The organism is Methanomethylovorans sp., assembly GCF_041305605.1.
GTDB lineage: Archaea > Halobacteriota > Methanosarcinia > Methanosarcinales > Methanosarcinaceae > Methanomethylovorans.
The window spans coordinates 1-12760 of record NZ_JBFYLB010000087.1 but is presented as its reverse complement, the minus strand read 5'-3'; the positions used below and the strand labels follow the sequence as shown (position 1 = coordinate 12760).

The window sequence follows — 12760 nt, the reverse complement described above, 5'->3', positions numbered from 1 at the left end:
TAGATCATCAGATGACTGAAGTCCGGATCCTCCGGATTTGTCCATTGCCAGTTGATCCATTCTGTGCCCACATCAGTTTCTCCGAGGTTAGTTACAGATGCGGGTGGAGTTATATCCGCAGGTATCGTAGTCGTTGCTGAATCGTTCAGCCATGTTGAATTGATGTTCCCGTTAGTGTCCACAGTTCTGGTACTTATGATATGTGTGGTTCCTTCGGCCAGGCCAGTTGCATTATAACCGCTGCCCGTTGCATTTGTAATGAATACAGTATCAAAGTACACCATAACGTGACCGAAGTCCGGATCCTCTGGATTTGTCCATTGCCAGTTGATCCATTCTGTGCTCACATCAGTTTCTCCGAGGTTTGTTACAGATGCGGGTGGAGTTATATCCGCAGGTATCGCAGTTGTTGCTGAATCGTTCAGCCATGTTGAATTGATGTTCCCGTTAGTGTCCACTGTTCTGGTACTTATGGTATGTGTGGTTCCTTCGGCCAGGCCAGTTGCATTATAACCGCTGCCCGTTGCATTTGTAATGAACACAGTATCAAGATAGATCATCAGATGACTGAAGTCCGGATCCTCCGGATTTGTCCATTGCCAGTTGATCCATTCTGTGCCCACATCAGTTTCTCCGAGGTTAGTTACAGATGCGGGTGGAGTCATATCTGCAGGTATCGTAGTCGTTGCTGAATCGTTCAGCCATGTTGAATTGATAGTCCCGTTAGTGTCTACTGTTCTGGTACTTATGGTATGTGTGGTTCCTTCGGCCAGGCCAGTTGCATTATAATTGCTGTCCGATGAATTTGTAATGAATACAGTATCAAGATAGATCATCACATGACTGAAGTCCGGATCTCCTGGATTTGTCCATTGCCAGTTGATCCATTCTGTGCCCACATCAGTTTCTCCGAGGTTTGTTACAGATGCGGGTGGAGTTGTATCATTAAATGCAAGATCCCATACTTCACCAGCATAGGCATAGTTACCAGAGATCGCAAAGGATTTTATTGATCCCGCTAAATGGGATTCATATCCCATGTTCGTTTCCTCTGCACTTACTGCAAATACGCTTACTATCACTAACAATATCATTGCTGATCCAATAACTTTACACGATTTGAAGCTAACAAAGAAAAGATTATTGCTAGTGCCAGAAGACCTGGGAACTACATCTGATGATCTAATTGTGGCACCTCCATGAGAACAACATCGCCATGGTTAATATTATTCTTTAAAATATATAAAATAAACCGATTTTAATGGTGCGCTCTATGTTATAATAAGAAAATATATTGAAGTGATCAAACAAAGCAAGTACTGGCATCAGCAAAAGAAGTTAAAACCAAGTTCGTTATCTTGCTAAGCGTTCCATAAAATAAGTAGTAGTAAAGACCATATAGAAGGATTTGAACAAGGAAAAATAAATGCTCTGTATCCTTCAATGAAAATCAGTGCATTTTAGCCACAAAAAAGATATTAAATGCAGGGACGGAATTCACTCCATCCCTTTACTTATTGTCTTTAGCTTCTTGATTGCGATCATTGTGGTCTTCGTGTCTTCTATGATCTTTTCCTCATAGTGCTTGATTATCTCTTCGATAGGAGCATTGAGGGTGTAGATCTTAGTTGGCCTGCCTTTTCCAACAGCCTTCTTATTGTGGACGCTGATCCAGTGCTTTTCACGCATCTGCCTCATTGCCACGCTTACTTCAGGCTGTCTTAGTCCTGTACTCATTTCTATCTCCTGGGATGAAGCCTCTCTTACGTTTGAAAGGTATGTCAGCGTTGTAGCAACGTTCCTTGACATTCCCAGGTTCTTCAGTGCATCTATAAATCTATAGTCCGTGTCGTCTAGTATTTTTACTTCAAAGTCCTTCATAAAATAACCCCTTATTCTATGTTTGTATCTCTTCCGTGAGATCTAATTGATAGTATGCACATTATTATATTTAAACTTTTATAGCCGGACTTTTTGAAGGACAGAATGTTTAATATTCCTTTATATATTTAATGGCATCAAATGCCTGATCTATGATCATATCTTTCAGCTCTTGCAAGCTTTTGAAGTCCATGGTCTTTTTATCCATGAACACGTTCAAAAGTATTTTCCTACCTATGACGTCATCGCTATTTGGTATTAATCTGAGGACCGTTGAACCTGGGAATATGTGTGTTCGATGTGATACGCCATCTGAATCTCCATCGGTTATTCCGATGATCGGTATGCCTAGCCTATACAGTATATCTGCTGCAAGAATGGTGGTATCATCTCCTATGGTTACGGCAACATCTGCACCCGGTACGATGTCAAATACTTTTTCTGCCGCATGGTCAACTATGACTGCACTTATTCTCCTGTCCAGCTTCTTTTTCTCTTTGTTCCCAAGGGTACTAAGTTCACATGTCTTCAATGTGCGCGCTTTAAAATTGTCAGAACGCAGTCTGCCGCTTTTTATCCAGGCACTTTTCAGATCGATAGGAGTAATATGCTCGTAATTATGCAGTTTTTCAATACCATGTTCCTTCATCTTGCCTCCCTTTATCTGAGTGATGTAGCCGTTCTCTGTAATAATACTGACCTCAAAGGAGATCGCAGAACCCACTACTATACCATTGACTAATATGTTCTCACCAGGCTGCACTCCCGTCAGATGTCGTATAACGCGTTTTCCCTCGGTCTGCAATATGGTTCCTTTTTGACTTTCCGAAGCTACAATTATGGATAACCCAAGTTCATTGGCAATGGTGTTTGCATACTTTTGGGCGAGATCGTTCCAGGGGATAACGGCACCATCCGGACTGCCAGGTCTTTCAATGTGAACTATGGGTTTTTCATCTTTTCTGTTAAGGTGAGAAATGACCATGCCTGCAAATGCTACCCCGGTTTCCAGGTTCTTTCCGTGGTTTAGCAGGTATATCACATCTTTTGTGTCAATGCATTCTTCAATGCAATCACTCGGCCTGAGGCTTCGGCTGATGTCAATTACACTTTCCATGTGGGAATCGATCACAGCAGTCTTGCCCATCGTGCCTGCGATCATGGATGTAACATTTCCTTTTGTGCTTAAGATCCCGATTATTCTCTTTGCCTGTCCTGAATCGACTGCCTCCGGACCATGTATCACTAGTCCTATCTTCATAGTTTTCCATAATATCAGCGATATGTAATAATGCTCCCGCACGGAAAATATTAGTCTGAGAACATATTCTACTGTCTCATGTATGGAATCCAATTGATATGGCATGGTCATGCCTGTTTTGAGATAAGGGCTGACTTTAATGTGCTTATTGATCCCTTTTTCAGGGGTAATCCGGGGGCAAAGCTACTTCCGCAAGATGTAGAGCCGGACTTCATACTTGTGACCCATGGTCATTATGACCATCTGGGAGATACCATTGAAATAGCACAAAGGACAGGATGCAGGGTTATTGTGGTACATGAGCTGGCTAATTACCTTAAGTCTCAGAATGTAATGGCTGAAGGAATGAACATAGGAGGCAAAATGAAGATCAATGGTATGTCAGTTGTAATGACAGATGCCAATCATTCTTCATCCATATCACATTCTGGCTCAAGGTTGTATGGAGGCAGGGCCGCAGGATTCATATTACAGATCAATGGCTGTTCCATTTATCATGCCGGAGACACAGGTCTTTTTGGAGATATGCGGCTTATAGGGGATATATACAAGCCGGATGTGGCGTTGTTGCCCATAGGAGGCAGGTATACAATGGACCCGGAGGATGCAGCCAGAGCCGTGAACTTGATCCGTCCCGGAATTGTAATACCCATGCATTATAACACATTTGATGTAATTTCTCAAAATCCTGTCGATTTCATGCACAATGTCATGGGTCTATGTGACACTGAAGTATTAATTATGAGCACAGAAGATGTATTAGGACTATAAGATCGATGACCGGACGGATGAGGAGTATGTTTATATATAATTAATACCGAAGATAAGATGGCAAAAGTCGAACATCATTATTCTCAATATCCCCTCTAGTTCTCGTCATACGGCTTTTGCCTTATTCAAGTCACGACGTCGCGCATGATATAGATTCTTATGTCCAATTCATCTCTATCTTTTAAATATTGTTCATGCCCGGCATGAACCTCTTGCTTGCGCCGAATAGATATTGTTTTTATAAAAAAGATGATGATATGGTGAGCAACCATATCATTTGATTTTCTCAAAACACTTTTCCAGGTGTTCTCTTGCTATGGGGCGTGTGAGTAAGCTCACTACAATACCTGTGAGCATAGCAAGAGGCGTTGCCACCAGGATCGGGTCTACTACCGTCCATGTGCCTGTAAGCAAAGTTGCCTTTCCAAAGAGCATCTGGCTAATACCAAGTGGAGCTGCTTCTTTTGCATGTACGAATGCAAGCCAGGAGAGGCTACTGAAACTGCCTACCAGCATGCTGGCAATTGCTCCTTCTCTAGTCATACGTTTCCAGAAAAGAGCTCCTATATACATGGGCAGGAAAGCTGCAGCACACAGTCCAAAGAATATTGATGTTGCAGGAGCTATGATGCTAGGTGGCAGAGTATATGCCAGCACTACGCTCACAAGTATGGTAAAAGCTATTCCTAACTTTGTCACATTCACAGTCTGGCTCATATCACCTTTCTTCAAGAACTGTCTGTAAAGGTCATGTCCGATGGCAGTACCCATTGTGTGATACTGTGAACTCAATGTGGACATGGCAGCAGCCAGCAGTACTAGCATGAACAAAACTACAAACACTTCTGGCATTGCAAGGTTTATGTATTCCGGAATTATTAGGTCAGTATTACCACCGGCTGCAGCAAGAGATATCACTCCCTTTTCCCTGAAGAAATATACATTGGAAAGTGCACCTACTACAAAAGCAACACCCGTCATCATGACTATGAACGGTCCGCCGACAAGTAATGCCCTGTATAATGATCTGTCATTTTTTACTGTCATGAACCTTACCACAAGCTGGGGCTGTGCCAGTACTCCGATGCCCACTCCCAGGACAAGTGTAGAAACCACTGTCCACCATATAGGTGTTCCTATGTCAGGCATTGCAGTCCATCCCAGATGTCCTCCCTTCACAAGGGTTTCGGGAACCAAGTGGGCCATATTAGTAAGAGCCTGGTGTGCTTCAGTCACACCTCCTAATTTTGTATATGTTAGGATTAACAGGATCGCCATTCCAACGAACATGAGTATTCCCTGAAAGGCATCCGTGTACATGACGGCTATAAGGCCACCGGTTATAACATAAGCTGCAGTAATGACCGTAAGTATAAGAAGGGCACTATTGTAGTCTATACCTAGTGTGGTCTCAACAAAGCGTGCTCCTCCGATAAGCACTATTCCCGTGTACAGAGGCATAAAGATTCCTATGAGTATACCTGCAAAACCCTGGATGAACCTGGAATCGAAGCGTCTGCCAAGCAGCTCCGGGAATGTGACAGCCCGCAGGTTCTTTCCCATTTGCCGGGTTCTCGGACCAAATACGGCAAAGGCGATAAATATTCCTACGACTACGTTCATGACTGCAAGCCAGAGCAGTCCCATTCCCAGGGATCCCGCTGCACCTCCGAAACCTACTATCGCCGAGGTGCTGATAAAGGTGGCACCATAAGAGATTGCAAGAATGTAAGGGTTTGCCTTGCGGCCTGCAACCATGAAGTCATCGACAGCTTTAGTTTGCTTGTATCCTAACCATCCAAGATAGAAGATGATCATCAGGTATACAAGTACAGCTATTCCAAGCAATGGTGTACTCACAGCCATTAGTTGTCCTCCTTGTTTTCTTCATGATTCCAATGTACCAGACCATATATGATGCAACCAAGAGCACTCCCTATGCAGAGTAAATATGCTAGCCATATCTGCGGGTCATCTATTCCGAGCATTTGTCTTTGTATCTCCTTCTGTGTTGATTAATAGTGTAAATTGTATTTATGTCACACGTTAGCATGATACATAGATTAACCTTTCGATTTAAATATGGCCAAAAACACAGGATGAAGAATATGTTCCACTCGAAAGTGTGCAAAAAAAGGTATTTAAGAGGGTATTCCCTCTTATTTACTAAAGCACTTCTCAATATGCTCTTTAGATGCCGGTTTTGTTAGAAGGCTAACAACTACTCCTAAAAGCATTGAAAGCGGTGTAGCTATAAGTATGGGATCCACCAATGTCCATGTTCCTGTAAGTAATGTTGCCTGGCCAAAGATCGCCTGGCTTATCCCTAGTGCTGTTGCTTCCTTTGCATGCACAAATGTCAACCAAAAAAGGCTACTGAAACTACCTACCAGCAAGCTGGCAATAGCTCCTTCTTTTGTCATGCGTTTCCAGAAAAGGGCTCCAATGTACATAGGCAGGAAAGCAGCTGCTGTTAAACCGAAGAAAATAGCCGTTGCTCTGGCTATGATTCCTGCGGGCAGAATGTAGGCGAGAATTACACTTATAATAATAGTAATGGCAATGCCCAGTTTTGTGATGTTTATTGTGTGTTCGATCTTGCCACGCATTATGTATTCTCTGTAGAGGTCATGGCCTATGGCAGTACCCATATTATGGAATTGTGAACTAAGAGTTGACATGGCGGCTGCAAGAAGAGTGAGCATGAAAAAGACAACGAACAGGTCAGGCATAGCGCTGTTGATGTACTCTGGCATGATCTTGTCGATATTTCCAGCGGCCACATCCATGGAGATCATACCTCTGGTGTTGAAGAAATACACGTTGGAAAGAGCTCCCACTACGTAGGCTACTCCAACCATCATGAAGATAAAAGGTCCGCCGGAAAGCACTGCTCTTTTCAGTGATGTCGTGTTCTTCACGGTCATAAATCTCACAGCCAGCTGCGGCTGAGCAAGTACTCCTATTCCCACTCCGAGAATGATGGTGGATACAAGGGTCCACCATATAGGGGAACCAAATGAAGGCATTGATGTCCAGCCGTTGTGTCCCTGCTCTGCCAGGGTTTCAGGTACCAGATAGGCGAGATTGGTGAGTGCCATATGAGCTGAGGTTACACCTCCAAGTTTCACATAGGTCAATACCATGAGGATTGCCATGCCTACGAACATAAGAGCTCCCTGCATCGCATCGGTATACATCACTGCTATGAGGCCACCTGTGATCACGTAAGCTGCGGTTATAATTGTAAGCAAAAGCACAGATGTGTTGTAGTCGATACCCAGGGCCGTTTCCATGAACCTGGCACCTCCGATAAGCACACTGCTTGCGTAAAGAGGCATGAAGATCGCTATTAGAAGGCCTGAGAATCCCTGAATAAAACGGGACTGGAATCTTTTGCCTATCAGTTCAGGAAAAGTAACGGCTTTCAGATTTACTCCCATTCTTCTTGTTCTTGAGCCGAATACGACAAATGCGATGAATATCCCAACAAAGATGTTCATGAACACAAGCCACAATATTCCCATTCCAAAGGCACCGGCATAGCCTCCGAAACCGATTATGGCTGAAGTGCTTATAAACGCAGCTCCGTAGGAAAGTGCCAGTACGAAAGGATTTACTTTCCTCCCTGCCACCATGAAATCATCGGTGCTTTTGGTTTGTTTGTATCCTAACCATCCCAGATAGAAAGTGATCATGAGGTAAATAAGTACAGCAATTCCAAGAACTATGCTACTTGCCATCAGCTTTCCTCCTTGGGGTCTTTGTCGTTCCAGTGCATCAATCCGTATATTATACAGCCCAGCGCACTTGCCACACTGAGCAAATATGCCATCCATATTTGCGGGTCTTCTATTCCAAGCATCTTCATATCTCCATTGATTGTATTGCCATCTGTTAGCATGGTTCATTCTTTAATCTTTCGAAGATGATCGGAACCCTCTTAACGCTGAGTTGTTATACTGTAACAAGTGAAATCAGATTAAGTGCTACAAAAAGGTTAATTTTTAATACCATAGCGTCATAAAGGAAGATTGCAACAGTCAGCCTGCGTCCACAGGCTTTTAATCATTGGGGTGTTTTCACCCCCCTCCTATTATTTTCATTTTTTACTTAAGACCGGCACGGATGTATGAGACTTTTTCTTTCTCCCAGACTTCCACTACATAGCCTGCTTCCAGAAAGAGCTTTTTCCAGTCTTCAGTATCTCTCTGTACATCGTGGAAGTGGTCTATAGGTTCCACTGCAAACACTTCACCGCCTGGTTTTAGAATCCTTTTGATATCTTTCAATGCTCTTGGTATATCGTTAAGGTGGTGCAACATAAAGAAGCATGTTACCGCATCAAAGTATCTTTCTTCAAAAGGCAGCTCGTATGCACTTGCGGCAACGAAATTTGTGTTTGTCACGCCTTCGATCCCTGCGTTGAACCTGCATTGCTCTATGACGCTGTCAAGCAGATCGATACCGTGTACCAATGCATCCGGTTTTGCACTGGCTATCTTTATTGTAAGGGTTCCCAGGCCACAGCCTACGTCAAGTATATTCTTTCCATGAAGCATCGGGAGAATATCGCTGAAAGCTTTCATTTTCCTGGATTCCATATTACTCAGAGGGAATCGTGCGTCTTCGATACGGTCAAAGGATGTGTACGGCAAAATACTATAGATGGAGGCACCATTTTCAGCCATTAGCCCCCTTACATAATGCATACTTCCTTCCTTGCGGATGTAACTTACAACAGAAGCTCCCATTCCTGCACAAAATCGTCGGTTCAGTTCCTCTCTGCTCTCAGGAAACTTTATTTTCAGAGGATCATGGATTACGATGTAATGTGAGTGTTCCTCAGTGAACAGAGCATCTTCGGCACCGGCGATCTCAATACCGCTTATTGCCTGCTTCCACAGGGGCAATATCTCCATATTCTCTTCTGAGGCATGATTGTGAACTTTCCCTATAGATAATAGATCCATGAACATTGGAACTCTGTTTTCGGATAAAAAGATGTTACTTCAGAGGGAAGGAGGATATGGATGAGAATCTTTAATAACAATTTGAATTCTCGTATTGAGTATTCTAAAGCTGAATGAGTGCAATTAATCAAACTGAAGATTAGCAGTGAAAAATAGAAATATTGAGCCTGTTTCAAAACTCCTACTATTCTTCTTTTTGGCAATGCCAAAAACATTGAAAGCTCTGTTACTTATGATTTAATTCAACAGAACTGTAGTAAAATGAAGATCAATTGAGTTTTGAATCCAGCTCATTGTTTAATGTTTCAATAAATCATCTTAAACATATTCCCTCTTTGTTTTTTTGGCACTTCGAATTGTCCTCTCTGTTATGTCTGCTTAAACATCTCCTTTGCCATGGCAACTCTTTGCTCAAAGTCAGATCCTTCCAGTTCTCCTACAACAGATTCGAGAACCGCAGGTATGTCAATGTGCTGGGGACATTTCTCAACGCACTGTCCGCACTGTCCGCACTGGACGCACAAGGATGCAAACTCTGGTTCCCCTAAAGCGACAGCGCCGCCCAGCCGTGCCGCATACATGAAACGTTCCCCTTCGGGATTGTCGGCCAAGTACAGGTTGTTGTACTCCTCGAAACAGAGGGGAATATTCACGCCTGCCGGGCAGGGCATGCAGTACTGGCAGCCGGTACAGCCCACTTTCATCAGTTCACGATACCTGCTCTCCACCCTTTTTACCAGCTGCAGTTCCGCTTCTGTCAGCGAATCCGGGTATGCCTGTTCTGCAACCCTGAGGTTCTCCTGAATGTGTTCTTCCTCATTCATGCCTGAAAGGACAACCGTGACCTCCGGATGGTTCCATACCCAGCGGAGAGCCCACTGCGCAGGGGCCCTCTTTATCGGGGCTTCATTCCAGATATCTTGCACAGCAGGAGGCACGGTCTTTGTCAGGTTCCCTCCACGGAGGGGCTCCATGATGATAACGCCGAGACCTCTGGAGGCAGCGTATTCCAGACCATCTTTCCCTGCCTGATTTTTTTCATCCAGGAAGTTGTACTGGATCTGGCAAAAGTCCCAGTCATAAGCGTCCACTATCCGGTTGAAATCCTCCCCTGCACCGTGGAAAGAGAAACCTGCATTCCTTATGCGGCCGTCAGCTTTGGCCTTGTCAAGGAAATCAGCCACATCCAACTTCTCGACCGTGTCCCATAGGTCACCAACGAGAGCGTGTATGAGATAATAATCAATGTGGTCTGTTTTGAGTTTCTCCAGTTGAGAATTCAGGAACTTATCCATATCCTCCCGGCTCTCTATAAGCCAGGAAGGGAGTTTTGTTGCGAGTTTCACTTTTTCGCGGTATCCGTCGGTAAGGGCACGACCTAAGAAAGGCTCGCTCTGTCCCATGTGATAGGGCCAGGCCGTATCAACATAGTTTACTCCGTGGTCGATCGCATAGCGAATCTGCTTAGTGGCTCTTTCTTCATCTACACTACCATCTTCTTTTACGGGGAGGCGCATGCATCCGAATCCAAGTATCGAAAGCTCATCACCATTATTTGGCATTTTTCTGTATAGCATTTTTAGTTCTCCTGAATTATTGAATTGTTTAACTTGATTCTCATCGATTTTTTGTTGGCCGCTTATTTTTGCGAGAGATCGATCAGTTTATAACAAAATCTGATTGATCAATCACTCACTGAAGAAAGAAAAAAATTAGTTTTTAGCTAGACCTCTCCAAAAAAGTGTTCATTTTTCTGTTCGCATAATTCTACCCTGCTCATTGTATATTCTCCTTCGATCAAACCGTTTTTCCCATTTCATATGCCTGTTCCATTGCTTTGCTTCCTTTGATATCGCCTATGTTCCAGGCACCTATTCCGTAGATAACGCCTTTTTCATTTGGTCTTTCAAGGCAGGAAGTAAATCCTCTGAAACCTTCCAGCGTTCTCTCCATGGCCGGTTCACTATCGTCAGCGGCTGCTACAATGAAATAGAAATCCTTGTCATTGATCTCTGTGTATCGGGCACAAGTACGGTCTATCAGGGTCTTCAGTTGACCATTCATTGTGTAGAAGTACACCGGTGTGGCCATTACGATCACATCTGCTGCAATCATTTTGTCCAGGATATCATCCATGTCATCCTTTATGGAACAGTTCTTTTTAGTGATAAAACAGGTTCCACATCCTATGCAGTAACCAATGGCCTTATCTCTCAAAAATATTTTCTCCACCTGGTTGCCTGCTTCTTCTGCCCCAAGCATAAACTGGTCACACAACACGTCAGAGTTTCCACCTTTCCTCGGGCTGGCGGACAGCACCAATACTTTTTTACTCATTTGTATGATCCTCCATATATTAGTCGTGTTTTGATTGTCAATACAAACTTTTTATTCTGTCATTCCAATTTTACTCAACCAGTTCGTAACATCTTTTTTCGCAGCACTTACACGAGAGCCATGGATATCCAGTCCCTTTAAAAGCGTTGCTTTCGGACAAAGTTTTGCAATATCTTTTTCACTGTGGCCTAATCCGCTTCCCTCATGTGTACAAAATGGAACAATAATTTTTCCGGAAAAGTCATATTTATCCAGGAATGTGAACACCGGCATCGGCATCGTTCCCCACCAATTTGGATAACCCAGGAATATCACGTTATAAGATTCCATGTTCTCCACATGGCTGGAAAGCTCCGGTCTGGCATTTTCATTCAATTCCTTTTTTGCCACGTTGGTGGTTGCAGAATAGTCCTTGGGATAGGACTGTACTGGATCGATACTGAAAACATCGCCTCCGGTTATTTCCCGAATCATGTCGGCTACCACTTTTGTGTTACCTACCGGCAGATTCACAATCTTTCCACTAACGTAGTTATTACCCGCACGCGAATAATAGGCTATCATACATTTATCTTCTTTTAAATTCGTCATTTCTTGTTCCTCGCTTTCGTTGTATGATTGACTAATCACTCATATATATAATGAAAAAAATTATTTGTTAGCCAGCCCTCTCCAGACTATCTGAAATCCATCCTCTATAAACTCATTTTTATCATGTGATGGATCTGGATCCAGGATCAGGTTCACTACCGTCCTGCTAGCCTGATAAAACATTGAAATGATCAGCTCCGCAGAAAAATCTCTAATCTCTTCCGTTACTATTCCTTCATTTACAAGATCATGGAGAAAGACATACTCTTTCATTACTTCTTCACGCGTATATTTTGTTATATAAGGAGAAGAACAGAACTGCCCTACAAAAAGAAAATCTTCTTGATTGTTTATTCCCCATTCTATTAAATTATACCACATTTTTCTTAATTTATTTTGAAATCTACTCTGTGCTTCAACTTCTTTCCCCATACTGCGGCTTAACTCTCCCTTTACCTCAAAATATAGACCATTAATCAGATCTTCTTTTGTAGAAAAGTAATTGAATAGAGTGCCTGTGGCTACACCTGCTTCTTTTGATATCAGAGCAGTGGATGTGCCGTGAAAGCCTCTTTCAGTGAAGAGCTTCAGGGCCGCTTTCATAATAGCTGTTTTTTTGTCTTTAACCTGTTCTTTCATGCATTATCTCTATAATTGACTGATTAGTCATTTATGTACTAAAATGAAGTTTAATATAAATACTTGTTGGTTTTTTTTTTGAAATTTTGAAATGACTTTTAACATTCCATTTCAAACTCTAAATCCATCACCTTTGAGATGACTTAGAGGAGCAACTAAAAACCTATCAAAAAGTGTTTCTGTCCCTTTTCCAGTCTTTCAGATCCGCAATACTTTTAGGTATGGTTATACTTAATCCCCCTGAAATCTCGTGAACTTTAACTTTTGGCATCAAAACACCTTAATCCGTAAATTAATGTTAAGGATA

12 protein-coding genes and 1 pseudogene are annotated in these 12760 nt (G+C 42.9%); 1 reads left to right on the top strand and 12 read right to left on the bottom strand.

Annotated elements, in window-relative coordinates:
- From ACCM36_RS05935 to ACCM36_RS05925, 3 genes and pseudogenes are all read right to left on the bottom strand, one after another.
- Positions 1 to 1094, bottom strand: a pseudogene (locus ACCM36_RS05935) (hypothetical protein); the annotation flags it as partial.
- 403 nt (positions 1095 to 1497) lie between these two features.
- Positions 1498 to 1881, bottom strand: a complete 384-nt coding sequence (locus ACCM36_RS05930; RefSeq protein WP_015324375.1) for a transcriptional regulator — start codon at positions 1879 to 1881, stop codon at positions 1498 to 1500.
- Between the two features lie 109 nt (positions 1882 to 1990).
- A complete protein-coding gene (locus tag ACCM36_RS05925) occupies positions 1991 to 3142 on the bottom strand; it encodes a DUF2117 family protein (protein WP_370572834.1) in 1152 nt (383 codons plus the stop codon).
- 78 nt (positions 3143 to 3220) lie between these two features.
- On the opposite strand from ACCM36_RS05925, the gene ACCM36_RS05920 reads away from it, so the two are divergent.
- Positions 3221 to 3913 (top strand): metal-dependent hydrolase, encoded by a 693-nt coding sequence (locus tag ACCM36_RS05920; RefSeq protein ID WP_370572833.1) that lies wholly within the window; start codon positions 3221 to 3223, stop codon positions 3911 to 3913.
- 273 nt (positions 3914 to 4186) lie between these two features.
- On the opposite strand, the gene ACCM36_RS05915 is transcribed toward ACCM36_RS05920, so the two are convergent.
- The 9 genes from ACCM36_RS05915 to ACCM36_RS05875 all read right to left on the bottom strand — a co-directional run bounded on the left by ACCM36_RS05915 (position 4187) and on the right by ACCM36_RS05875 (position 12453).
- Positions 4187 to 5779, bottom strand: a complete 1593-nt coding sequence (locus ACCM36_RS05915; protein ID WP_370572832.1) for a sodium:solute symporter — start codon at positions 5777 to 5779, stop codon at positions 4187 to 4189.
- Positions 5779 to 5901 (bottom strand): symporter small accessory protein, encoded by a 123-nt coding sequence (locus ACCM36_RS05910; protein ID WP_370572831.1) that lies wholly within the window; start codon positions 5899 to 5901, stop codon positions 5779 to 5781. Before ACCM36_RS05910 ends, ACCM36_RS05915 begins: the two co-directional genes overlap by 1 nt.
- A gap of 171 nt (positions 5902 to 6072) precedes the next feature.
- Positions 6073 to 7656: a sodium:solute symporter gene (locus tag ACCM36_RS05905; RefSeq protein WP_370572830.1), complete on the bottom strand. Its 1584-nt coding sequence runs from the start codon at positions 7654 to 7656 to the stop codon at positions 6073 to 6075.
- The gene (locus ACCM36_RS05900) at positions 7656 to 7817 is read right to left on the bottom strand and encodes a symporter small accessory protein (protein WP_370572829.1); all 162 of its coding nucleotides are present in this window, start codon (positions 7815 to 7817) and stop codon (positions 7656 to 7658) included. The genes ACCM36_RS05905 and ACCM36_RS05900 overlap by 1 nt, the downstream gene beginning before the upstream one ends.
- A gap of 205 nt (positions 7818 to 8022) precedes the next feature.
- Positions 8023 to 8886: a class I SAM-dependent methyltransferase gene (locus ACCM36_RS05895; RefSeq protein WP_370572828.1), complete on the bottom strand. Its 864-nt coding sequence runs from the start codon at positions 8884 to 8886 to the stop codon at positions 8023 to 8025.
- 368 nt (positions 8887 to 9254) lie between these two features.
- Positions 9255 to 10463, bottom strand: a complete 1209-nt coding sequence (locus tag ACCM36_RS05890; RefSeq protein ID WP_370572827.1) for an aldo/keto reductase — start codon at positions 10461 to 10463, stop codon at positions 9255 to 9257.
- Between the two features lie 220 nt (positions 10464 to 10683).
- Positions 10684 to 11223, bottom strand: a complete 540-nt coding sequence (locus tag ACCM36_RS05885; RefSeq protein ID WP_370572826.1) for a flavodoxin family protein — start codon at positions 11221 to 11223, stop codon at positions 10684 to 10686.
- Between the two features lie 51 nt (positions 11224 to 11274).
- Positions 11275 to 11814, bottom strand: coding sequence for a flavodoxin (locus tag ACCM36_RS05880; protein WP_370572825.1), 540 nt, complete (start codon positions 11812 to 11814; stop codon positions 11275 to 11277).
- A gap of 60 nt (positions 11815 to 11874) precedes the next feature.
- The gene (locus tag ACCM36_RS05875) at positions 11875 to 12453 is read right to left on the bottom strand and encodes a TetR/AcrR family transcriptional regulator (RefSeq protein ID WP_370572824.1); all 579 of its coding nucleotides are present in this window, start codon (positions 12451 to 12453) and stop codon (positions 11875 to 11877) included.
- Positions 12454 to 12760: the final 307 nt, after the last annotated feature.